23 protein-coding genes are annotated in these 23,287 nt (G+C 35.8%); 11 read left to right on the top strand and 12 right to left on the bottom strand.

Annotation, left to right across the window (positions count from 1 at the left end):
- The first annotated feature begins 655 nt into the window (after window positions 1–655).
- Window positions 656–1,354 (top strand): FAD-dependent thymidylate synthase, encoded by a 699-nt coding sequence (gene thyX / locus WC747_02380; GenBank protein ID MFA5998836.1) that lies wholly within the window; start codon window positions 656–658, stop codon window positions 1,352–1,354.
- Between the two features lie 178 nt (window positions 1,355–1,532).
- Window positions 1,533–2,330, top strand: a complete 798-nt coding sequence (locus WC747_02385; GenBank protein ID MFA5998837.1) for an ABC transporter permease — start codon at window positions 1,533–1,535, stop codon at window positions 2,328–2,330.
- Window positions 2,331–2,427: 97 nt separating this feature from the next.
- Here WC747_02385 and WC747_02390 read toward each other — a convergent pair whose 3' ends face one another.
- Window positions 2,428–2,646: a hypothetical protein gene (locus WC747_02390; protein MFA5998838.1), complete on the bottom strand. Its 219-nt coding sequence runs from the start codon at window positions 2,644–2,646 to the stop codon at window positions 2,428–2,430.
- A 146-nt stretch (window positions 2,647–2,792) separates the two neighbouring features.
- Here WC747_02390 and WC747_02395 point away from each other — a divergent pair, with 146 nt between their 5' ends.
- Window positions 2,793–3,239: an EVE domain-containing protein gene (locus tag WC747_02395; GenBank protein ID MFA5998839.1), complete on the top strand. Its 447-nt coding sequence runs from the start codon at window positions 2,793–2,795 to the stop codon at window positions 3,237–3,239.
- On the opposite strand, the gene WC747_02400 is transcribed toward WC747_02395, so the two are convergent.
- A complete protein-coding gene (locus WC747_02400; GenBank protein MFA5998840.1) occupies window positions 3,236–3,670 on the bottom strand; it encodes a hypothetical protein in 435 nt (144 codons plus the stop codon). The two genes, WC747_02395 and WC747_02400, sit on opposite strands and share 4 nt — an antisense overlap.
- A 28-nt stretch (window positions 3,671–3,698) precedes the next feature.
- Complete coding sequence (locus tag WC747_02405; GenBank protein ID MFA5998841.1) at window positions 3,699–4,226, bottom strand: hypothetical protein; 528 nt, start codon at window positions 4,224–4,226, stop codon at window positions 3,699–3,701.
- 204 nt (window positions 4,227–4,430) lie between these two features.
- Here WC747_02405 and WC747_02410 point away from each other — a divergent pair, with 204 nt between their 5' ends.
- The gene (locus tag WC747_02410) at window positions 4,431–5,201 is read left to right on the top strand and encodes a pseudouridine synthase (protein ID MFA5998842.1); all 771 of its coding nucleotides are present in this window, start codon (window positions 4,431–4,433) and stop codon (window positions 5,199–5,201) included.
- 54 nt (window positions 5,202–5,255) lie between these two features.
- Here the strand turns inward: WC747_02410 and WC747_02415 are convergent, their stop codons facing one another.
- From WC747_02415 to WC747_02435, 5 genes are read right to left on the bottom strand one after another with little or no spacing between them, the layout of a single operon-like run.
- Entirely contained in the window at window positions 5,256–6,587 is a 1,332-nt protein-coding gene (locus WC747_02415; protein ID MFA5998843.1) for an amino acid carrier protein, read from the bottom strand.
- A gap of 25 nt (window positions 6,588–6,612) precedes the next feature.
- Window positions 6,613–8,457, bottom strand: a complete 1,845-nt coding sequence (locus tag WC747_02420) for a BatD family protein (GenBank protein ID MFA5998844.1) — start codon at window positions 8,455–8,457, stop codon at window positions 6,613–6,615.
- A complete protein-coding gene (locus WC747_02425; GenBank protein MFA5998845.1) occupies window positions 8,438–9,496 on the bottom strand; it encodes a tetratricopeptide repeat protein in 1,059 nt (352 codons plus the stop codon). The genes WC747_02420 and WC747_02425 overlap by 20 nt, the downstream gene beginning before the upstream one ends.
- On the bottom strand, window positions 9,493–10,491 hold the full coding sequence (locus tag WC747_02430; protein ID MFA5998846.1) for a VWA domain-containing protein: 999 nt from the start codon (window positions 10,489–10,491) through the stop codon (window positions 9,493–9,495). Before WC747_02430 ends, WC747_02425 begins: the two co-directional genes overlap by 4 nt.
- Before the next feature lie 15 nt (window positions 10,492–10,506).
- Window positions 10,507–11,466, bottom strand: coding sequence for a VWA domain-containing protein (locus WC747_02435; protein MFA5998847.1), 960 nt, complete (start codon window positions 11,464–11,466; stop codon window positions 10,507–10,509).
- 312 nt (window positions 11,467–11,778) lie between these two features.
- Between WC747_02435 and topA the strand changes: the two genes are divergently transcribed.
- The 7 genes from topA (at window position 11,779) to WC747_02470 (ending at window position 18,545) form a co-directional block, all read left to right on the top strand.
- Entirely contained in the window at window positions 11,779–14,043 is a 2,265-nt protein-coding gene (gene topA / locus WC747_02440; GenBank protein MFA5998848.1) for a type I DNA topoisomerase, read from the top strand.
- A gap of 15 nt (window positions 14,044–14,058) precedes the next feature.
- Window positions 14,059–14,394 carry a hypothetical protein gene (locus WC747_02445; protein ID MFA5998849.1) on the top strand — a complete coding sequence of 112 codons (336 nt, stop codon included), beginning with the start codon at window positions 14,059–14,061 and terminating at the stop codon, window positions 14,392–14,394.
- A gap of 6 nt (window positions 14,395–14,400) precedes the next feature.
- The gene (locus WC747_02450) at window positions 14,401–14,916 is read left to right on the top strand and encodes a type I DNA topoisomerase (GenBank protein ID MFA5998850.1); all 516 of its coding nucleotides are present in this window, start codon (window positions 14,401–14,403) and stop codon (window positions 14,914–14,916) included.
- A gap of 136 nt (window positions 14,917–15,052) precedes the next feature.
- Window positions 15,053–16,435, top strand: a complete 1,383-nt coding sequence (locus WC747_02455; GenBank protein MFA5998851.1) for an Npt1/Npt2 family nucleotide transporter — start codon at window positions 15,053–15,055, stop codon at window positions 16,433–16,435.
- Window positions 16,436–16,538: 103 nt separating this feature from the next.
- Window positions 16,539–17,921, top strand: coding sequence for an Npt1/Npt2 family nucleotide transporter (locus WC747_02460; protein MFA5998852.1), 1,383 nt, complete (start codon window positions 16,539–16,541; stop codon window positions 17,919–17,921).
- A 35-nt stretch (window positions 17,922–17,956) separates the two neighbouring features.
- The gene (locus WC747_02465) at window positions 17,957–18,142 is read left to right on the top strand and encodes a hypothetical protein (protein ID MFA5998853.1); all 186 of its coding nucleotides are present in this window, start codon (window positions 17,957–17,959) and stop codon (window positions 18,140–18,142) included.
- Complete coding sequence (locus tag WC747_02470; protein MFA5998854.1) at window positions 18,117–18,545, top strand: hypothetical protein; 429 nt, start codon at window positions 18,117–18,119, stop codon at window positions 18,543–18,545. The genes WC747_02465 and WC747_02470 overlap by 26 nt, the downstream gene beginning before the upstream one ends.
- A 65-nt stretch (window positions 18,546–18,610) precedes the next feature.
- On the opposite strand, the gene metG is transcribed toward WC747_02470, so the two are convergent.
- From metG to WC747_02490, 4 genes are read right to left on the bottom strand one after another with little or no spacing between them, the layout of a single operon-like run.
- Complete coding sequence (metG, locus tag WC747_02475; protein MFA5998855.1) at window positions 18,611–20,542, bottom strand: methionine--tRNA ligase; 1,932 nt, start codon at window positions 20,540–20,542, stop codon at window positions 18,611–18,613.
- A 10-nt stretch (window positions 20,543–20,552) separates the two neighbouring features.
- Window positions 20,553–21,626, bottom strand: a complete 1,074-nt coding sequence (locus WC747_02480) for an extracellular solute-binding protein (GenBank protein ID MFA5998856.1) — start codon at window positions 21,624–21,626, stop codon at window positions 20,553–20,555.
- Window positions 21,627–21,640: 14 nt separating this feature from the next.
- On the bottom strand, window positions 21,641–22,420 hold the full coding sequence (locus WC747_02485) for an ABC transporter permease (protein MFA5998857.1): 780 nt from the start codon (window positions 22,418–22,420) through the stop codon (window positions 21,641–21,643).
- A gap of 2 nt (window positions 22,421–22,422) precedes the next feature.
- A complete protein-coding gene (locus tag WC747_02490) occupies window positions 22,423–23,277 on the bottom strand; it encodes an ABC transporter permease (protein ID MFA5998858.1) in 855 nt (284 codons plus the stop codon).
- Between the last annotated feature and the right edge of the window lie 10 nt (window positions 23,278–23,287).

The raw sequence follows: 23,287 nt of genomic DNA on the forward strand, positions 1-23,287 counted from the left end.
TTAGGAAAATACTGACGGAGTAATCCCTAAGTATTTTCATTTAAACCACGTTGCCATGAAGTATGTGCATCAGCAAAATGGAACTACACCATCAGCCCCCAAATGTAATGGTTATTTATTTACAGTCCCTATAGGACGCGCCCATGCTGGGCGGACAAACAAACCTGCGACTTAAAAAACCGCAGGTTTGTTTTTTAGAAATGTTTTTATAAAGTACAAAACTTACTCTTAGCAAATAATTTTTTACGTTTTTTTATTCATAAAATAATTACATCTTATTAAAAACACCTAAACCTCTTATGGTAACCCTGATCCATATCTTGATGTCATTTTTATAAACTTTTTAGATATCTTTTTTCGAGCATCAGCCTTAGCATTTGCTTGATCTGGTCGATATCCTCTTTGTCCAATATTCCTTTTCAATTCACGACTTATTGTTGATGGTTGTTTCCAACTGTTTCTGCCATCTTTCTAAGACTAAATCCTGAACGCTTAAGTTCATAAATTTCAAATCGATTTTCTGTATTAATTCGTGTATGTTTTTTCAAGCAACACCTTTATTTTTTGGAAGTTTTTATTCAAAACTATTTTCTCAAAAAATTTAAGGAGTTGCGCTAGTTGCTTGAATCTATAAAAATTTTAAAAAGGTAATTTTATGAAAAAAACATTACAGTTATCACTCATAATTTTCACATCTGTACTTTATTGCTACGGCGATTCAGTCAAATTTGTAGCCATTACACCAGATGCAGAAAAAACAATTGCTTACATTGCTCGAGTCAGCAACCCAGCAAATCAAGCTAGTGAAAAATTTGCAGGGCTCGTTAAATATTGTATTGCTCATCATCATTGGTCAGTATTTGAACAAGCTTTCATGACACTTGAAATTGAAACAAGCAGAGCTATTTGCATGCAGTTGATACGTCATCGAACATTTACCTTTCAACAATTTTCACAAAGATATGCAGACAATTCACTACTCGTTGACGAAATTCCTTTACCTGAACTTCGCATGCAAGATTTTAAAAATAGACAAAATTCAATTGATGGCTTAACTCAGGAAGAAAAAGATCATTGGAATGAAAAAATGAAAACTCTTTTTACAGACTCTATGGCTTTGTATAAAGAAATGCTGCAAGCTGGAATTGCAAAAGAATGTGCTCGTTTTGTTTTACCTGAAGTTATGCCAGCGCGCATTTACATGAGTGGTAGCATTCGATCATGGATTCATTACATCGAATTACGAACTGCAAACGGGACACAAAAAGAACATATGGAAATCGCACAACTTTGCAAAAATATATTTATAGAGCAATTACCAGTGATTGCACAAGCTCTGGGTTGGATTGAGTAACAAAAGAAAACAAGGATTATTCCCTCCGTCGTTCGCCCTGAGTGTTTTTCGAAGAAAAATGTATCGAAGGGTAAATAATAATTATCCCTCGATACAAAATTGCTTTGCAATTTCACTCGGGACGAACGACCTTGAGGTGTAAGCATAATCAGCTAAAAACATTAAGTAAGGAACATACATGACATCTCTTAAAAATTCACAATACCAAACGCTTTGGCAGCTTTTAGTCAGAAGTTTTATAATCACATCACCAGGAATCAAAGACAAAATAATTAATAATTTGCTTTGGTCTATCTTAAACATTGTTGTTTTTACGTACGTCATGCCAAGCATGGGACTCGATAAAAACTTTGGTGCTTTTATGGTTGCAACAATGCCCATTTCATGCGCATTTTTTGTATCCATAAGTAGTATTTATGTACTTTTAACAGATATCTCAAACGATGGAAGTAATTTACAATATGAACTCACCCTACCATTGCCTCAATGGTTAGCCTTTGCTAAATATGCTTTTGAAAATACATACCAAGCACTTTGTTCTGCTATCTTAGTTTTACCTGTTGGGCAATTACTGCTTTGGAATCATTATTCATTCGTAGATCTTTCATACGTAAAATTTTATCTGTTACTCACCGTTGCATCTTTCTTTTTTGGATTTTTCTCAATTTTTATCGCAAGCATAACCACCGATATGTATTCAGGCCTCGATAACATGTGGACTCGAATAATTTTTCCCATGTGGTTTTTGGGAGGATTTCAGTTTTCTTGGAAAACTGTTTATCACATTTCTCCTGCAATGGCTTATATCAATTTACTCAATCCAGTCACCTACGCACTTGAAGGTGCCAGGTCTGCAGCGTTAGATCCTTCAGATTCACTGCCATACTGGCTGTGCATTGGTGCATTGACGCTCTTCACGATACTGTTTGGATATTTGGGGATTCAAAATCTTAAAAAGCGACTTGATTGCATTTAGGCAATCAAGTCGTCCCCGGCTTGAACGGGGACCCATTCATTGAAACATTGTTTATAAACAAAAAGCCTTGGAAATCCAAGGCTTTTTTTATGAGTTTTTATTTATTGCTAAATGCTTTTATTGGGTAGCTATAATAAATAGCATGCTGCGTATCACCAAACTGACCAGGGTTATCCGATAGTTTAAATTTTAAATCTCGAGCGTTTTTTCTAACTTTTGTTGTGTGCACTTTTTTATTATTATCTGTTTTCCCTGCATGCACCAAACCAGCAACAGATAAAACAGTGATTAAAGTAAAAATAAAATTCTTTTTCATGAAATTTCCTCAAATAAAAAAGGTGTCATTATATCGACTCAATCATAACAATAGAAGAAAAAATATCTACTTTTTTGCGACCTAAGTAAAAAAACATTGCATTTGGCTCTCTATAATTTTTATCTTCAAAAAAAAGGAGAGTGGTAATGATGCGACGTTATTGGATATCAAAAGCCGCCCAAGAGCATGTCGATATTGTACGAGATAAAGGATATACCCAAATTAACATGGGGCCAAAAGGGCCACTAGAGCACATGAATATTGGTGATTGGATTTTATATTATTCACCAACTGTATACTTTGAGCAAGATGAACCAACCTGTCAAAAATTTACGGGGATCTCATGCGTGACCGATAATCGTGTATACCCACAAAGCAATCAATTCCCTGATCGTTGGCGCCGAAACGTTGAATTCTTTAAGTGCGATCCGCAACATCCCAAACAGTTCATTGATAAAGTAAGCTTTTTGCCTAAATCTGAAAACTGGATGGATATTTTTCTGTTACCCATCTTTGAAATTCCACGCACAGATTTTCTGTCCATTGCAGACACAATTGTAATTCCAGAAAAGAATCGAATTTTATTGTATTAAAGTAAATCCAAACCTTTTAGCACAAAATAACCCAAAAACCCTACAACTCCATCCACAGCTATAAGCCTTGACTGAAATTGTTTACAGGTGGTCGAAACAAACACAGAGCATAAAAAATACGTAGAAAATAGCATCATATTTAAAGAGAACCATATCAGTAGTCCTTGAGCTACAGCAAACTCTGGAAACAAAACCTGTATCAATCCTGAGCTTATAACAAAGCATATAGGAGACAGCAAGAAGCTTGCCACAACAGTCATCGCATGCAAACGCGCCACTGGTTGTAATAATTCTTTCATGGGTAGTCGTGTTAAAAGCATCACGGTGATCAAATGTGCAGCGTATCCAAATGTCGCAAACCAAGCTGTAGCTACATATAATATTTTCAAAGAAAATTGATCAAATATCGCTTGAATAAGTTCAGTCATCATAAGCTCTCCTTTTTGCTATAAAAATTATTTACACATAAGCAAGAAACCATAAAAACCCCCAACAGATCAAGGAAGTCATCATAATGCTTAAGCCATATCGATCCAAAACAGCTTTTTGGCACCAAGTCTCAAGTAACGAGGAAATAGAATTATAGGCAAAATAAGCACTCGTAAAAACGATCATAAAGCTCATAGTTTTATAAAAAGCCATATCAGATCTATTCATCACGCTCATCGATAAAATCATAGATTTGTGAATTGCAAAAAATTCAGACTTTGAAAGCATGGACACAATACATTCATACAGTGCAAAAAAGGCCGTTGAAGTTAAAAAACCAAACCCTAAACTTTTCGATAGCTCGATTGCTAGGTCCTGACGGACATGGACCATGTTTTTAATATGGCACAGTAAAAAAAACAGATAGGTCACCGCAAAAGCGAGAAAGAACCATAAAAAGGCAACTTTGAAAAGATACAATGGATTGAGTACCAGGATATGCTTGACCACCATTATCCAACACCCAACCAATGAAAAGAAAACCCTGCCTAAAACCATAAATCACCCTTTTTCAATTTTGACTCTTTTAACTACTTAAACTATACTTATAACATACTCTATTTTCCTTATTTAAAAAAAGATGTTGGCTCAAAATATAGATGAACCTACAAGCTAAAAACGCAGAACCTAGCTCTTGCGGCTTGTAATCGATGGCAGACAACACTTCAAATTAATCGAAACAAATAAAATCACATGACTACGATGAATAAATTAAGTAAATTTCTTGCCCAATCAGGCGTTTGCTCACGACGTGCAGCTACCGATCTGATCAAATCTGGCGTTGTTAAAGTTAATGGAAAAGTGGTTCTTGAACCATTCCATCCTCTTGCAGAAGACGACTCTGTCAAAGTAAACAACAAACGGATTCTACCTGAACAAAAACTATACTTTTTGTTTAACAAACCAAAAGATGTTTTGTGTACCCTATCTGACACGAAGGATCGCAACACCATTACGGCATTTTTTAGAAATATTCCGGAACGTTTGTATCCAATCGGACGACTTGATCGAAACACAACTGGACTGATTGTCATGACAAATGATGGCGATCTTACCCAAAAATTGGCTCATCCAAAATTCAACATCGCAAAAACATACCAAGTTACTACTCATAAACCGGTAACAGATGAGCACCTGGATAAACTTTTAAAAGGTATCAAGCTTGAAGATGGTTTTATGAAAGTTGATAGCGCACGACACACTTCTCCGCATTCAAAACACATTGTCACGTTAACTATTCATAGTGGTAAAAAACATATCATCAAACGTTTGTTTAAAGAACTTAGATATTTCGTTGAAAAATTAGATAGAACTAGTTTTGCCGGCCTAACTAAAAAAGGCTTGGAAGTTGGATTCTTTAGAGCACTTACTGATAAAGAAGTTGAAAAACTTAAAAAAGATTTTTCTGAAGTAAAAAAAACTGCTGTAAAAAAAGTAGTTGAAAAACCGACCGTTAAAAAAGTCGTTGCATAAAATAGATCATAAAAAAGCCCGGAACTAAACCGGGCTTTTTTATTTAAACTGTTTTTACTTATGTGATCGCAAATCAAATGAAATTTCGTCTCTCAAGAAGAACAATCCATACAAGTTAATCATCAGCAGTAATGCTCCAACAATTGCCATCATTGATTGGCAATTGTTCGATGTACCTACAAATGAGAATATTATAAATGCACAGGTTGCAAGTGCTACAAAAAATTGTGCTCCATACCGTGGAGATAAAAACGTTGCGGCACGACGACCTGCTGCAAAAAACGCAATCAACGTTGAATATCCAAGTAAGAAAATAAAAAGTGGCCATATAGCAAAAACAAATGGAAACGTTTTAGAAAGAGCTTGAGCGACCATAACATTTACATGAATGTTTTGATGCCATGTATCAGTAAGCAAAATCAAAAACAAACTCATGGTGCAAACAATAAATGAATCTAGAAAAATATCGATAATACCAAAAATTGCTTGTTTTGCAGGAACTGCTTCTTTAGTTTCTGCATGAACAACTGATGCATACCCAACACCAATATCACCAGTGTAACAAGCTCTTTGCACGCCATGACGAACAGAAAGCATAACGTTACTACTTGTTCCAACAAATGCACCAATGGCAGCATGAGCAGAGAATGCATGAGCAAAAATTGAATATAGCATTGCAGGAATTTTTGCAGCATTGGCAATTAGTACCCACATACCCATGCTCGTGTATCCCACTAAAAACACAGGAATAATGACGGCGCACAATCGACCAACGATTTTAACTCCACCTTGTCCGATTCCAACAACTAAAAACAATAACGTAAATATGACTACGTACTCATTTAAATTCCAACAAACTGATAAACTTTCAGTGACTGTTCTAAAAATGTAGAGCTCAATACCGTACAAACAAATAAGCACAGCGGCGATGCGTGAAAGAATTTTTCCACCAGGAACATGCTGCAGAAAGATCATCGGTCCACCGGTATAACTATTTTCATTATTTTTAATGCGAAACTTTACACCTAAATAAATTTCACCATACTTAACAAGCATTCCCAAAATAGCGGCTATCCACATCCAAAACACAGCTCCAGGACCACCGAGTTGTACTGCAATGCACACGCTAACTATATTTCCAACACCAATACAACCACCAATAGAAGTAAAGAATGCATAGATCGGAGAAACACCGCGACTGGTATCATCCTGTTTTTCTGTTGCGAATGCTTTAAAAATTTTTATGACTTCAGGAAATTGACGTATTTGAAAAAAGCGTGATTTATATGAAAGATAAAATCCAAATATGAAAAGCGCTGGAGCTCCACCATAAGTCCAAAAAACCGATTCTACCGCGTCAAGCGTTTCAAATAACTGGTCAATCATAAAAATCCAATCAGAAAGTATCAATTTAAGACATTATACCTTTATCAGGGTAACTTTTTTTTTGCAGTTTGCAACAAGAAAGTATGATGTAAAACCAGTACTGCGCAAGCAAAAATACCTCTTGGCTCTCTTGCTGGGAGCTTTGAGCTCCTGCAAAATTTATTGCAAGCATCTTGCGTACAAATTGTTGCCATTTTTGCCATGCGTCAGGCGGTAACTTCAACGCTACAAAACATTGTGCAAGCTCATCTCCCAGCAGATCAAATCCATAAAACTTCCCCAACGTAACAAACAAGTGATATAAAGCTAAGGTGTTCTGGCTACGATAATTTTTTTTAAATAAATATTTAAAATATAAAGATTGCATCCAAAAGCAGTTGCGTACATAAGGTTCAGAAAACCAGAACGCTCCTACTAAGATAGCTAGTATTGCCATCAATATAATTATCCATGTCAGCAGCCGATAGATTAAAGATTGCAACCCGACCTTTTGATTCAAGCTCATGTTACCTAAACTCGTTTGATTCAAACTCATTTGGTTCAAATAAATTTGGTTAATAAAATTAATTTCATGATCTTTAAAAACATACGGTTGCTCTACGTTAGATTTTTTTACGATGCCAGACGCCTGCTCTTTTTTATCTGACGGCACTGTATCCGATACCACTGGCGCTGCAGCAGTAATTGTCAGTAACGCTTTATCACTTTTAAGGGTTTTATATGTTTGTGAGCTAAGATCGAAATACGCAAACTTCTGAGGCTCAATAGTAAATGTTCCATCGTTATCACCTTGAATAATCCATTCAAATTTTTTACTAGACTGCTCATCGCTTAAACGCTCTGTTGTGCTATTACCTTGGTAGCTATTCAGACCATCAGGAAGTTTTAATTCAGGTGCTTTTATGATTTCAAGATTTCCATCTCCACGGATAACCATAGTTGCAACCAAACCTTGCCCAACCGCTCCCTTTTTTTGCTGCAATTCAAAAACGCAACTGTCAAAAGTTCCAATTGCAGTCACGTCTTTAAATTCTTTACTACGGGGCAATGGTTTAACTTCTAGCGTTTTTGGATTTGATCGAACAGCGCTTTGCATACTAAATCCAAACACTGAACCAAAACCACTTTGATATTTTAAAGCAGGAATAAACGCAGCTTGAAACATAGGAATTGTTAACGTACCAGTTTTTTCCGGATACAGTTCCATCATCCACTGCTCATGGTCATACTGCTCATTACCTATTTTAGTAGATCCTTTTTGCGAACTTTCGGAAACAAATCCACGATGAAAATTATTAAGCTGTGAATCAGAAAGCATTAATTGTTGATACTGATCTTGGTAGCAAAAACGAATGAGCAGTTTTACTTTTTGTCCAACATACACCGACTTATTATCAATAGCTGCGTGTAGCACGTATGGCTGTTTATGATGCTTAGCAGGAGTAATAGTTGTCCCGTCACCAACTTCTATTTTTATTTTTTCTGAAAAAACGCTGTCGCCATTACCGTCTTGAATTTCTATAGGCCCTAAAGAAAATGAGCCTTTTTTTTCAGGAGTTACAACATACATAAACGTAATTTTTTTACTTTGTTGTCCATTAATAAATGAAATTTCTTGCTGAGTGCCGCATGGTGACATAGGAAAATGTTGGAACTCAGAAAGATTTTTTGGTTCCTGAGCATTTTCAAAATTCTCTGCTTTCACGTAAAGATAAAATGGTACACCAGCTTCTACTTGGTTAACCAAATTTTTTTGCATGTCATACATCTGTATATGTATCTTTTTATCATGCCCAAAAAGCTCTCCACATAAAACTAGTACGTAAAAAAGTGACGAGTATGCTAGCGCTTTACCAATTTTTTTGTCCATATTTTGCCGCTCCCGATTTTGAAACATTCATTTTCAATATTTGTTTTTGCAAATTATCTTCATGCTCAGACATTTTCTGCATCACAAGTGCACTACGTTTATCTAAGCGATCATCATCTTCAGGCTTTGCTTCCACCTGCTCTGCAAGTTCATCTTGCAGCTCTGCAGCATTGCCTTTTTCATCTTGGTCATTAAACTGATCTTGTTGCTCTTGTGATTTTTGTAAGGACTGTTCTTGTTGTTTTTCTTTTTGTGTTTGCTTTCCATCTCTTGTTTGCTTCTTGGACTTTTCAAGCTGCTGATCTTTATTTTCCTGAGTATCATTTTCATCAGCTTGCTGATCAGCTTGATTATCTTGCTCATCCCCTTTGTTATTTTTACCCTGCTGTTTTTTCTGCTTGCTGCTTTCCTGTTTTTGCTTTTCTTTCTGGTCTAGATCGTCAGAATCTTGATCACTTGAGTCTTGATCATCTGATTGTTGATCATTCGATCGCTGATCGTTCGATCGCTGATCCTTTTTATTTTTTTTCTGTTTTCCGTCTTTATTTTTTTGATTTTCATCTTTTTGATCATCGGATCCATTATCTTGATCTTGCTGGTCTGGTGGTTGCTGCATCATTTTTTTAACAATATCTATATTCTGCTGAGCTTGCTGATTTTTCGGATTTACTTCCAAAACTTTTTCATACGATTTCAATGCATTCTCAAGTTTTTTAAGCTGCACGTATGCATTACCTTCATTAAATAATGCTTGCTCTAGCAGTACATTGTTTTTACCAGCAGACTGCTCTGCGCGATCGAAATAATGCTGAGCATCTTCAAATCGATTTTGTTTATATAAAGATAAGCCAACGTTATAATTTGCCTCAGGATCGTATGGACTGCTCTCAAGAATTTTGCTGTATTCCGCTTGAGCACGTTTAAAATCTTTTTTGGCAAAAGCATGATTACCACGATAGTTCGATAAACTATCAACAATAAAATTTGAATGAATAAAACATGAATTTAACAACGTTGCAAAAATAATAGATCTTTTCATAATAACCATTCCACAGCACAACATATAAAACTTACCGCAATAAAATAGGGATACTGCTCTTGAAATCTCGAAACAGACCTTCCCTCTAAACTGTCTTTTTCAAAAGACTGAACAATTGAAATAAACTGCTTAATATCATCATCAGACTCGACCATGCGGATATATTTTCCACCGGTTTGCTCTGACAAGTTTTTTAAAACTTCTTCATTTAATTTCGACATAACAATGGCACCCTTGTCATCTTTTTCAAATCCAATGCACGCACCCTTATGATTAACTATCGGAATAGGTGCCCCGCGAGACGTTCCAACTCCAAAGGTAAAAACAGACAAACCTTGCTCTTCAGCTTTGCTTTTTACCCCTGCAAGATTTGTTGAAAAATCTTCACCATCTGTAAAAAGACACACTAATTTTGTTTTTTTTGTTGGCATCGACTCAAATACCGAAATAGCTCGGGACAAAGCTCCTTCAATGGTTGTCGTGCCCGAAGAAATTGTTTCAACATCAAGCCCATCTAAAAACATAAAAAACGCTGAGTAGTCAGTAGTTAACGGACATTGCAGTACTGTTTCACCAGAGAAAAGAAGTAAGCCCACTCGCTCACATGATAAATTACAAAGTAGTTTTTTAATCTTTTTTTTAACGAATTCTAATCGATTCGGTTTGGCATCTTGGGCAAGCATGCTGCGAGAAATATCAACTGCTATTAAAAGATCACGACCTTCTTGCTCAACAATCTCATCTTTTTTATTCCACTGTGGTCGCAGCAAAGCAAGCATTAAAAAACAAAAGCCTATAAAAAATAGTGCTGTTTTAATCACGCGACGCGTGAGTGATGCATTTTTCACCAAAAGATCTCGCCATTTTTTTAAAGCTAAACGATCAAGTGCTCGCATAGTCTTAAACCAACGAATGAGTAAAAATATTAAAACGATAGATGTTAAAACAATGGCCAGAGAAATATTTTGTAAGCCAGCCCAATGAATATTTTGCATGTTCTACTTATCCTCTTATACAATAAACCAAACCCATGTTGCTACAAACAATTCAAAACTTATCAACATTATCACCCACCACAAAATAGGCATAAAATAATCGTGATATTTATTATACAATTCAGTCTCGTATGATTTTTTTTCGAGTTTATCAATTTTGTCATAAATCATTTTTAAATCTTGTGGTTTTTTTGCTTCAAAAAACTGTCCACCCGTTTCTTGTGCAACTTTTTGGAGCAAAGACTTATTAAGCGGCATTCCAGCAACCCGAACTCCAAAAACAGGATCATCGATAAGTCCTCCTTGGTCACCACCAATGCCAATCGTATAAACTTTTACACCAATATTTTTAGCAACGAGTAAGGCATCTTTAGGATCAAGATCTCCAGGTGACGGTTCACCGTCAGTAAGCAGCACGATGATTTTACTTTTTGATTTTGTTGTTTGCAGTCTTCGAACTGCAGTTACAAGTCCCTGGGAAAGCATGGTGCCATCGGCCATATCACGGCTTGGCTGCCCAATTTCTAAATCACTGACAATCTCTTTTAAAATATTTTTATCAAGCGTTAACGGACATCGAGCGATTGCATACCGACCAAAAATAACAAGTCCTATTGCATCATTTTGTCTTTTATCTATAAAGTTTAATGCTTCTTGCTTTGCAACCGATAAACGAGACCGACGATCTTTAATATCATCAAAGAAATTCATACTTCCTGAGACATCAAGTACAAGAACAATATCTATTCCATCAACAGTAATTTTGGATTTCGAGTCAACAAATTGCGGCTTACCTATCAAAATTGCCATCAGCACTAAACTGATCAAGCGAATCCAAAAGAAAAACTTTGCAGGTAGTGATGAAGCCTGAAGTCCGCGCTTTTGTAAAAAATCAGCAAGTGGATAAACATAAAGCGTAGGTTGATACCATTTATAACGAATAAAAATTATGAACGCTAAGAACGCAAGGCTCACAATCAAAGGCACCTGGTAAGCGAATTGAAAAAAGGTAGCCACGGCAACAATCCTTATTTTTTATACTTCTTATGAAACCTCAGCTTGCTGATAAAATTAACACCTAAGTGAGCAAAATTACTTCAAAAAGCTAAACTCTCATAGTTCCAAAGGAGATCTGTTAAATCTATATTCAAATTTTGTTTAAAAGTATCACAAAGAAAATAAAAATTTAAGCCTGAGATTTGACTTATCAGACAAAATCCTTTATCTATACAAATAACTACGTCAAAGCACACATCAAATCTCTCTTCACTTTTTAACTAGAACGATATGAAAAAACTGCTCATTGTTGAATCACCTGGAAAAATCAAAACCATTACAAAATTTCTTGATAATGAATTTAAAGTGATGTCCACCGTTGGACACATTAAAGATCTTCCTTCAAAAGGTCTTGGAATCACCATGGAAAATGATGGTATTCAACTCGAGTACGTTACAATTAAAGATAAAGAAAAAGTCATCAGTGAAATTGTCAAAGCAGCTAAATCATCTGATGAAGTCTATCTTGCGCCAGATCCTGACCGTGAAGGGGAGATCATTGCATGGCACGTGGAGCAAGAAATTAAAAAGTTTGTTCCCGAAGATAAAATTCACCGTATCACTTTTAACGAAATCACTAAGTCAGCAATTGTTGACGCAATTAAACATCCTTCAAAAGTTGACCTTCCTAAAGTGTTTGCACAACAAGCGCGTCGAGTTTTAGATCGCTGGGTTGGTTACGAAGTATCTCCGATTCTATGGAGAAAACTAGCTAAAGGACTTTCAGCAGGACGAGTTCAATCGGTAGCTCTTAAAATAGTTTGTCAGCGCGAAAAAGAGATTAGAGCTTTTAAGGCTGAAGAATATTGGTCTCTCGAAGGTGCTTTCAATCACGGAAAAAATAGTTTCAACGCAATGTTGACTCATATCAATAAAAAAGCTGCTGAGCTCAAAAGCGAAGCTGAAACAACTAAAGTGGTCAACGATTTAAAAAATACAAATTATTTCATTGAAAGCATTGTTGATAAAGAGCGTATCAAAAATCCTGTAGCGCCATTTATCACAAGTAGTTTGCAACAAGCAGCTGTTAACAAGCTTGGCTTTTCAGTTAAAAAAACTATGACACTTGCTCAAAGCATGTATGAAGGTGTTCCGCTTGAAGATCCAAAAGCTCCAACAGCGCTTATTACCTACATGAGAACTGATTCAACGCGACTATCTCAAACTGCAATTGATGGTGCCAGAGAATTTATCATGGCTGAGTGGGGAAAAACCTATTTACCTTCAAAGCCAAATTTATATGGCAAAAAAGAAGGTGCTCAAGACGCTCACGAAGCAATCAGACCAATTGACATGAGTTTAAAACCAGATGACATACGGCCTTATGTTTCAGCAGAAATTTATAAATTATACCAGCTTATCTGGTCACGAGCTGTTGCATCACAAATGAAACCTGCCATCTATGCGCAACGCCAAGTTATCATTAACGCTGGAAAATATACCTTCAGAGTTACTGGGTCAACATTAACGTTTGACGGATTTTTAAAAGCGTATCAAACAGAAGAAGAAGATGACGACAAAGTTGTTAAATTGCCAAATGGGCTTGCTGAAAAAGATCCATTAGCTCTTGAAAAGCTAGACCCTAAGCAACATTTTACTCAACCACCAGCAAAATTTTCTGAAGCGACGCTTGTCAAAGAACTTGAAAAACAAGGAATTGGCAGACCAAGTACCTATGCAACTATTTTAAGCACGATTCAGGCACGAAAATATGTCGAGCTCGATAAAAAACGTTTTATACCAACTGACCTTGGTATGAAAGTAACTGAAATGCTTGATGAAAATCTTCCTAAGATTATGGATCTTAAATTTACAGCACACATGGAAGAAGATCTTGATAAAATTGCAACAGGCCAACTTGAGCGTGATGTTTTGCTAAAAGAATTTTGGGGCTCTTTCGAAAAAGATTTAGAAAAATTCAAAGGTCAAACAAGCAAGCTTGGTAAAAAAACTTTAGAAGAAACTGAAATTGAATGCCCAACATGCAAAGAAAGAAAATTAGTTGTACGACTTGGAAAAAATGGCAGTTTCCTTGGATGCCCTGGTTTTCCAAAATGTACTTTTACAAGTAAATTTGAACGCAAAGATGATGGTTCAATCGTTCTTTCTGAGGACACAGAAGGTCCAACGCTTTTAGATGAAGCTTGCAGCAAATGCAGCAAACCTATGCGTAAAATGAAAGGCCGATTCGGCGAATTTATTGCATGCTCAGGATATCCAGAATGCAAAAACATCAAACAAAACATTGCATCGTTTCCATGTCCTTTGTGCGGTGGAACTATCGCTGAACGCAAATGGCGCGGTGGAAAATTATGGGGTTGCCAAAACTATCCTAAATGTAAATTCTCGATTTTCTCAGACATTGAGCAAACTCCATGTCCAAAATGTAACAAAAGTGTCTACATGATCAAAAAAACAGATCGCACTGGAAAAACAACGCTGATCTGTCCACAAGATGATTGTAAGCACACCGTGACATTGGAAGAACAAAATTAATCCTTAGGAACATTCATGAACAAAAAGAATTTCAAATTTTTCGCACTTTTCTCTTTTCTAGTTTTTTCATCTGCAAACAGCTACAGCATGTTCAGAGCAACTCGACCACAGATCAGCACGTTACCATTCATAGCTTTAAGAAATTGTTCAACTAGTCCTGAAAAGCCACAAGAAACTGCTCAAGCAAGTGAAACTCCAAAAAAAACAAATGAGACTAAGCGTTCTGAAACAAGAATGCATCAAGAAGATATGGATGAAATAAAATCACATATAGAAGATAACGGAGTTAATTATTTTCTTATATTTTGTATAGGCTTGATAACAGGCGGCGCAGCTCGATCCCATAAATAAAAAATTATGTTTATAAAAAAATCAGCAACATTTGTATGGTCAGTTGTCGCAATCATAGCGCTGGCTATTTTAAGCATTGTTTGTTGGCGCGTTAGTCCTACGATTGCAAAAACAACTACGCCTTCTGAAAAATCTGCTCAAAAAAAAGAACGCTGCCCTCTTGGATCATGTGAAAAGTGTGACAAGCCTCTGCGCAAAGTACATGGTCGTTTTGGCGATTTTGTAGGATGCTCAGGTTATCCAGAGTGCACCTACATTCAGCGCAAAAAAGCTTCATTTTGTTGCCCGCAGTGCGCGGGGTACATAGAAGAACGAAAATGGAGTGGCGGAACTTTATGGGGCTGCAACAAATACCCAGAATGTCGTTATGCAATTTTTTCAGACATCCAAGATAGTCCATGCAGCGAGTGCGACAAATTTCCCTACATGCTTAAAAAAACTGATAAAGATGGAAATATAACGCTCTCATGCCCAAACGAAAACTGCAAAAAGTTTGCTCGAACAGATGAAAGTAAGCCTTAAAACTATACTTTCTAAGATTTTTCGTTATTCTATTTTTTGGACTATTATTTTATTTATAGGAAAAATAGTCAATATTTACACCTCTCCAAATATAAGAAATAAAAATTTAATAATTACATAAGAAAGGTAATTTTCTATGATCACAGGTGTTGTTCAGTTCTTTTATCCAGACATTAAAAAAGATGAGATAAAAAAATATTCATTGTTAGCTGTAGCGTTCTTGTTCACAATCGGTGCTTACTGGTTGCTACGACTTCTAAAAGACTTAGTTTTATACAAACTAGCGTTCCCAGTTTCTCTTGGTTACAACGCAGACGAAGGCCGTCAATGGGCTCCTATAACAAAAGCAATTTCACCTTTCGTAGTTCTTGGCGTAGTTATGATCTACACAAAACTTGTCGATATGTTTGAAAAACAAAAATTGTTCTACATCATTGCAACTTTTTATACAGTTTGCTTTGCAGTAATCGGAACTGTTTTATATCTACAGCAAGCTCATGGTTCTGAGTTTGTTGGTGCTACAATTTTAAAATACACAGGTATTTGCAACTACCTTTTAACTGAATCTTTGGGTTCTGTTTTAGTTGCACTTTTCTGGTCATTTACTGTTAGTATTTCAACAGCTGAACAAGCAAAAAGAGCTTTCCCTTTCATCGTTGCTCTTGGACAAATCGGTTCAATCACCGGTTCATCTTTAATGCTTATTAAAACTCTTCCAACATGGCCGCTATTTGCTGTTGCTGTTTGTTGCTTAATTGGTTTAATGGCTTCAATTCGTTATTTAGTAGCGACAACTCCTGCAGATCAAATGAGATCTGATAAAGAAGAAAAAAAATCTAAACCAGACATGTTTGGTGGTATTAAACTTTTATTTACACAACCATATCTACTTGGTGTTTTAGTTGTTTCAACATTCTATGAAATTTCTGGAACAATCATGGATTACCAAATGAAATCACAAGCGTCATTTCTTTTTGATGAATCAACATTCAAATGGTTCTTGGGAATCTTTGGTGTTGCTTCAAACGGCTTAGCTTTTGCTCTTGCTCTTTTAGGAACAAGCGCTGTTATCAAAAGATTTGGTGTTCGTGTTTGTTTACAAATTTATCCTGTAAGCTGCGCAGTTAGTATCATTGCATTGTACGCATTCTACCAAAGTGGTCTGTCAACAGCGATGACTCTTTTCTGGGCAACATTTGGCGTTATGATGGTTGTTAAAGGTGTTTCATACGCTGTTAACAATCCAGTAAAAGAAATGATGTACATTCCAACAAGTAAAGATGCTAAATTCAAAGCTAAAGGTATCATTGATATGCTTGGTGGACGATCAGCAAAAGCTTCTGGTGCTCAAATCGGTGGTTTCTTGAACGTTAAAGGAAATCCTTTAGCATCAATTCAAAACCTTATGCTTTATGGTTCACTTATCAGCCTTGGTATTATTGGTGTATGGATCTTAGCTGCTTTTTACGTTGGTAGCAAAAATCAAAAACTTGTTAAAAGTGGCGAAATCATCGGATAACATCCTTTGTTTGTATCCAAAACTTGATACGTATCGAAAAACTCCGGCATACTTTATGTCGGAGTTTTTCTTGTTAGGGAATTTATTTAAGGGGCTTTAATTCATGTTTACCACATTTATCCAATTTTTTTATCCAGACATCAAACGCGAAGAAATGAGAAAGTTCAGCTTCTTAGCGCTAGCTTTCATATTTACTATCGGCACATATTGGCTCATGAGGCTCCTTAAAGATCTTGTTTTATACAAACTTGCTTTTCCGCCATCACTTGGATGGGCTGACGATGCTGGACGTTTGTGGATCCCTACCCTAAAAACTATTTCTCCTCTTTTTGTTCTCGTTCTTGTTATGATCTACAGCAAACTTGTTGATATGGTTGAAAAACATAAATTGATGTACATCATTGCATCTTTTTACATGATCTTTTTTTCCATCATGACTGGAATTTTATTTTTCAAACATATGTATGGTGATGCATATTTAGGCAGAACTATTTTAGCAACAAGCGGTATCTTAGGATATTTGTTTACTGAAAGCTTTGGTTCTTTAGTAGTTGCTCTTTTTTGGTCTTTTACCGTAAGTTCTTCAACATCAGATCAAGCAAAGCGCGGATTCCCTTTCATTATTGCAGCAGGCCAATTTGGTGCCATTGGTGGATCATCGCTCTTACTTATCAAAACAACAGTGATCTGGCCTTTTTACGCAATCGTAGTTGTGTGCTTAGGTCTTTTTATCACAACGATTTATTATCTCATGAAAACAGTTCCTGCTAGTGAAATGAAAAGTGACGTTGTTGAAAAACCAAAAGTTCATAACGTTTTAAGTGGTTTAAAACTTTTATGTACCAAACCATACCTTATGGGCATTTTAATCGTTTCAACATTTTATGAAATTGCTGGAACCATTGTTGAATATCAAATGAATTCTCAAGCATCTGTCATTTTTGATCACATCACGTTTAAATGGTTCAAGGGTGTTTATGGTGTTTCGATCAATACTTTAGCTTTCTTCATTGCGCTACTTGGCACGAGCTATGCTATTAAAAAATTTGGAACACGAATTTGTCTTTTAATTTACCCAGTAGCTTTTGCAGCTGCACTCATTGGTTTATATAGTTTTTACAACCTTACACATCCATCAGCCATACATTTATTATGGGCAACGTTTGGTGCTATGCTCGTTGTAAAAGCTGTAGCTTATGCAGTCAATAACCCTGTAAAAGAAATGATGTATATTCCAACAAGCAAAGATGCTAAATTCAAAACAAAAGGCATCATCGATATGTTCGGGTCACGATCTGCAAAAATGTCTGGTGCGCAAATTGGCGGCTGGCTTAATGTAGAAAATAATCCAGTACTTTCAATTCAAAATTTGATGATGTATGGTTCACTCATCAGCCTTGGAGTTATTGGATTTTGGATTGTTGCAGCTATTTATGTTGGTGCTCAAAATGCTAAATTGATTGAAAATAAAGAAATCATAGAATAAAAAGATTATCGCAAAACTTAAAAAAGGAGTTTATCATGGTTAAAAAAATATTATTCTGCTGCCTATTTGTTGAATTATATAGTTTTGCATCTGCACCATCTACCAATAATTATCAAGCAGAAAAAGATGATTTTATGAAAAACTCATTCTTTATTAAATCTAACTTTCAGCACTTACAACATTCAACAACGCAACATGTTCAAAAAAAACTTAACAAATAATATTTATGTTCAAATATTATTTAGGTTGTTTGTTATTTTGATTTCTTGTAGCTCTGTGTCGCCATCAGAAAATCAACCCGAAGTACGGCATCAAATCATAATACAACATATAGAAAATGGTATTTCCTTGAGAGAAACATTAGAAGTACTCACGCAGAGCATTCGTGGTGCCTATGTACTAAAATTGAATTCTATAGAAAAATCTACATTACAAGAATTAGAGCTCCAATCAGAACTTTTTGCATCACAAATTCCAATCATGCAAACACGACTGCAAAATTGGAAAAATAATCCTACCGATCGCATTTTATATAATCTTTCAGCAGAAATAAGTAACACACAAGATAGCGTTACTGCACAAATTCAAAAAGCAAACATACTTCTCGACTTACTACCTCAATAATTTTATAAAAAAATACCGCACTCATTAAAAAGTACGGTATTTTTTTTATATACATAATTTACAATTTATCGAACTTGAGCACCGTTAGGGATGCTGCTTGAAACAGTAACCAAGGCACCGTCAGCTGTAAGCATCATACCTTCTGATGGCATACCCATCATCATACGCGGCTTAAAGTTCACTACAAAGACTGCTTGCTTACCGATTAAATCTTCTGGTGTAAAATATTTTCTCATGCCAGAAAAAATTTGTCGTTTGCCAAAATCACCAAAATCAACTTGAAGCTTGAGCAGCTTGTCTGATTTTTCAACGATTTCACACTGGAAAATCATACCAACTCGAAGATCGATTTTTGCAAAATCTTCGATAGATGCATAATTTACTTCAACTTGTGGAGCTGCTGGGATTGTTTTTTCTTCCATAATTTTTTCGTATTTTTTAAAGAGTGTTTCAATTTTTTTTATCGTTAAAGAGTCATTCCAATTCACGTTTTCAATGACGCTTATCATTGCTTTATCTTCTGGCAATGTGTACCCAATACTTTCAAGAAGCATTTCCATTTTTTGTGGCATCACTGGCCAAAGCATAACGGCAATAGCTCTCAGGCTGTACACGGTGGCTGCAATAGTTTCTTGGAATTTTGCCGGATTGCCTGCAGCTAACTTCCATGGCTCAGACGCATGAAAATAAGAATTTACATGATTAATAAATTCCCATACATGATTAACAGCACGATAGAAAAATCCTTGCTCGATTAAAGAAAGAGATTCTTGAATCATTTTTGCACATTGCTCTTGCAGCTTTTTGCTTTCAGGGGACCATGAGGCCGAACCTTGAATAGTAGTATAACTATATTTTTCAGCAAGCGTTGAACAACGATTGAGTAAATTTCCTAAATCATCAGCCAATTCTGAATTAATGCATTGCTCAATATCGGCAATGCTAAACTCTGAGTCTTGAGTGATAGCCATTTTACGCGTTAAATAATAACGAATTTGATCAACTCCATACAAAGCAGCCAAGCTACGAGGATCAACTGCGTTGCCCAAAGATTTCGACATTTTGGCGTCACCAACTTTAATCCAACCATGAACTAAAAGTTTTTTAGGCATTTCAAGCCCTGATGCCATCAAGAATGCTGGCCAGTAAATCGCATGAAATCTGACAATGTCTTTACCCAAAATTTGCAAATCAGCAGGCCACCAAAAATGTAAGTCTTTTTCAGTTTCAGGTCTGCCATAGCCAATAGCTGTAATATAATTATTTAAAGCATCAGCCCACACATACGTAACGTGTTTACTATCGCCAGGAAATGGAATCCCCCATGAAACAGTAGTTCGAGAAATACTTAAATCTTTTAAGCCATCTTTTACAAAAGATATGACTTCATGCAACCGCTCTTTAGGAGTAATAAAATCAGAATGCTGCTCAAAGAATTGAAGTAGCTTATCTTGATATGCCGAGAGTCTAAAAAAGTAACATTCTTCTGAAATTTGATTCGTTGGTCGCAGGCATGACGGACAGGTAACTTCTCTTGCCTCGGCGAAGCCTTGTGCGGAGCCCGGGTTCTGATCTTTCTGATCTTTTTCAGTTACAAACGTTTCACAAGGAGTGCAGTACCAACCAGTGTACGCGCCTTTATAAATGTCACCTTGTTTGAGCAGACGAGAAATCCATGTTTGTACCGCATGCACATGGTACTGGTCTGTTGTTCTTATAAATTTTGTATATTCAATTTCATACAGCTTCCACATTGAAGTGTATGATTCAATAAATCCATCAACAAATTCTTTTGGATTTTTATCAGCTTTTTTTGCAGCTTCAGCTACTTTTTGTCCATGCTCATCGGTACCTGTTAAAAAAAACACCTCTTGACCCATCATTCGATGGTAACGCGCTGCAACATCTGCTAGAAGTGTTGAATACAGCGATCCCAAGTGAGGAGCAGCGGTAACATAATAAATAGGGGTTGTTACATAAAATTTATTTGTTTTCATATTAAGTCTCTTACGAAGCTTTAAATCTAATCCAAAAATCATTAATTTCTTTTTGAGTGAGTCCATGGTTAAACACAACAAGTTTTTTAAATTCATCAGTTCCAGGATATAAATTATCCACGCCAATATATTTTTGGTCCAAAGATTTTAAAACTTCTCGCGTCGTTGGTAAAATGCAATATTTTTGGCAATGATGCTGCAAAACTTGCGAGGAAAAAAGAAACTCTAAAAATTGATACACAAGATCTTCTTTTTGAGTCTGAGCACTAATGACGACACTGTCAGTTCGTAGCATCGATCCAGTAGGTAAAAGACTAAATTTAATAAAATCACTGGTTAACATTTTTCGGCAAATTGTTTCCCGATCAGAAACGACGACTGCAAAAGTATTTGATGATAAAAAGTATCCCTGTTGCGAGTCAGTGTATGAACCAACCCATGATTTTTGCTTGTGCAATAATTGGTATATCTGCTCAAGCTGATCATCTGAGAAATGAGTTAAAGGCAAGCCTAGATAACTTGCAGCTAAAAATATTGCCTCACGAGCATCTTCAGTCATTGCAATTTCACCACCGATAACATGTTTAAGGTCAAAAATCATATCGAGCGAAATAGTGCTGTCATCAACAATATTTTTATTATAACCAATCCCAAACACATCCCAGTACAAAGGCAAGCTATATTCATTTTCAAGATCGTAGTACATGTTTAAAAATTCAGGATATATTTTTTTCATAAATCTACAGCGAGATTTATCTAATTTTTTAACCAGTCCAGCTTTAATCATTGGCTCAATAATATAACCCGATGGCAACATGATATCACAATCAGCTGTTGGCATCATTTCAAGCTTAGTCAGAAGCTCTTCGCTACTTTCATAATAATTTAAGTAAACCTTGATACCGGTTTTTTTCTCAAAATCACGCAATATTGATTCATCAATTCTGTGCGCCCATGTGTAAACTCGTAAAGACTTTTCCTTAGATTCTAAGTCCTTAAAAAGATACGGCAGCATTAAAAATCCGTAAATAATTGCTATCCACGAACAAACTGCGAGTAATCGATATAAATTTTTTAAAAACACGTCGCACCACCCTTTTAGTCTCTAAATAAATTTCTCTGAAGCATCATCATAATAAACAACATAAAACAACTACCTATCAAAAGTAGTGTTGATAACGCATTGACCACAGGAGAAATTCCAGAACGAATCATAGAAAAAATATACAAAGAAAGCGTTTGAACCGATGAACCAGAACAAAAAAACGAAATTAAAAAATCATCAAAAGATATAATAATTGATAGCAAAAAAGCTACTAATATTGCTGGATATAAAAACGGAACAATGACATGAATAAAAGTATATCGCATCGAAGCACCAAGATCTAAAGACGCTTCAATCAAACTTTTGTCCAATTCATCATATCGACCTTTAATGATCGGCATAGAAAATCCAAGACCAAGCAATGTATGGCCAGCTATCAATGTTGTTAGCCCCAAAGGCACCGTCAAATATGAAAACAATGAAAGCATTCCAACTGCAAGCACAATATCTGGAATTAAAGCATTAACATAAAACAAAGGAACTACGTTGCGTTTATAATGACGAACACCATGCACTAAAAGTATCGACATACTCACGCTTAAAAATGACGAAACGCATGCAACAATAACTGAATTGAGAAATGCTCGCCAAATTTCTTCTGACTGGAATAAATCTTGATACCAATGCAACGAAAAACCTTGCCAGGCATCAGGAAAGCCGCCTTGATTAAATGAATACAATACTAAAACCATAATCGGGGTGTATAAAAAAATGTACACAGATGCAACAAAGACTGCGAGCATCGTTTTTGAAAAATTTATAGAATGAAACATGTTCATGCCCTTTGCAATCGATCAACTAGCCTGTGCAAAGCAACTTGCCAGATTAAAATTGATACTATAAACGTTGCTGAACTTAAGCAGGTAAAAGCGGCACCAACATGCCAATCTTTTCCAATGAAAAAATATTCCGAAATGAGCGTACCAACAAAATATTTTTTTTGTCCTGCAATAAGTGAAGGAATAACATATTCCCCAAATGATGTGACATAGACTAAGAAAAATCCTGTTTTAATACCATGCAGTGACAATGGCAAAACAACTCTACAAAACGTTTGAAAATAAGAAGCGCCCAAATCTAATGAGGATTCAATCAGCCGAATGTTAATTTTTTCCAAAGTAGAATAAAGCGGCATAATGATAAAGGGTAAATAGACATGAAACATAACTAAATACATAGCAAACTGACTATTTAATAAATGACCGACGTCAATGCCGACAAAATTTAAAAATTTATTTAAAACGCCATGCTTTTCTAAGATAAAAAACCAAGCGTATACTTGCACCAACAAATTGGTTAAGAATGGCAAAACAATTAAAAACATTAATTTTGATTTCATACGAGCTGGAGCACATAAAGCAACATAGTATGCAACTGGATACCCAATGAGCAGGCAGCAACTCGCCGTAATACTTGCAAGCAGCAAAGATCTAAATATAACAAAAAAGTGTGATGTTTTTATAACCTGAGCAAAATATTCAAGCGAAACATTTTGAAACAAATCTGAACAAAAGCTTAACTGTACAACAAACAAAAGCGGTAAAAAGAAAAAACAGATTTGCCAAGCTATCGCAGGAGCCATAAAAAAGAATGACTTGTCACTCTTACTTATTTTTTTTAAAAATCGCACCTTGCCCCTT

The sequence above is a fragment of the Candidatus Babeliales bacterium genome (assembly GCA_041660205.1).
In the GTDB taxonomy this organism is placed as follows: domain Bacteria; phylum Babelota; class Babeliae; order Babelales; family Chromulinivoraceae; genus JACPFN01.

Coding starts and splice junctions, on each gene's coding strand:
- thyX (MFA5998836.1), top strand. CDS start 656: ATGAAAAAAACATTACAGTTATCACTCATAATTTTCACATCTGTACTT.
- WC747_02385 (MFA5998837.1), top strand. CDS start 1,533: ATGACATCTCTTAAAAATTCACAATACCAAACGCTTTGGCAGCTTTTA.
- WC747_02390 (MFA5998838.1), bottom strand. CDS start 2,646: ATGAAAAAGAATTTTATTTTTACTTTAATCACTGTTTTATCTGTTGCT.
- WC747_02395 (MFA5998839.1), top strand. CDS start 2,793: ATGATGCGACGTTATTGGATATCAAAAGCCGCCCAAGAGCATGTCGAT.
- WC747_02400 (MFA5998840.1), bottom strand. CDS start 3,670: ATGATGACTGAACTTATTCAAGCGATATTTGATCAATTTTCTTTGAAA.
- WC747_02405 (MFA5998841.1), bottom strand. CDS start 4,226: ATGGTTTTAGGCAGGGTTTTCTTTTCATTGGTTGGGTGTTGGATAATG.
- WC747_02410 (MFA5998842.1), top strand. CDS start 4,431: ATGAATAAATTAAGTAAATTTCTTGCCCAATCAGGCGTTTGCTCACGA.
- WC747_02415 (MFA5998843.1), bottom strand. CDS start 6,587: ATGATTGACCAGTTATTTGAAACGCTTGACGCGGTAGAATCGGTTTTT.
- WC747_02420 (MFA5998844.1), bottom strand. CDS start 8,457: ATGGACAAAAAAATTGGTAAAGCGCTAGCATACTCGTCACTTTTTTAC.
- WC747_02425 (MFA5998845.1), bottom strand. CDS start 9,496: ATGAAAAGATCTATTATTTTTGCAACGTTGTTAAATTCATGTTTTATT.
- WC747_02430 (MFA5998846.1), bottom strand. CDS start 10,491: ATGCAAAATATTCATTGGGCTGGCTTACAAAATATTTCTCTGGCCATT.
- topA (MFA5998848.1), top strand. CDS start 11,779: ATGAAAAAACTGCTCATTGTTGAATCACCTGGAAAAATCAAAACCATT.
- WC747_02445 (MFA5998849.1), top strand. CDS start 14,059: ATGAACAAAAAGAATTTCAAATTTTTCGCACTTTTCTCTTTTCTAGTT.
- WC747_02450 (MFA5998850.1), top strand. CDS start 14,401: ATGTTTATAAAAAAATCAGCAACATTTGTATGGTCAGTTGTCGCAATC.
- WC747_02455 (MFA5998851.1), top strand. CDS start 15,053: ATGATCACAGGTGTTGTTCAGTTCTTTTATCCAGACATTAAAAAAGAT.
- WC747_02460 (MFA5998852.1), top strand. CDS start 16,539: ATGTTTACCACATTTATCCAATTTTTTTATCCAGACATCAAACGCGAA.
- WC747_02465 (MFA5998853.1), top strand. CDS start 17,957: ATGGTTAAAAAAATATTATTCTGCTGCCTATTTGTTGAATTATATAGT.
- WC747_02470 (MFA5998854.1), top strand. CDS start 18,117: ATGTTCAAAAAAAACTTAACAAATAATATTTATGTTCAAATATTATTT.
- metG (MFA5998855.1), bottom strand. CDS start 20,542: ATGAAAACAAATAAATTTTATGTAACAACCCCTATTTATTATGTTACC.
- WC747_02485 (MFA5998857.1), bottom strand. CDS start 22,420: ATGTTTCATTCTATAAATTTTTCAAAAACGATGCTCGCAGTCTTTGTT.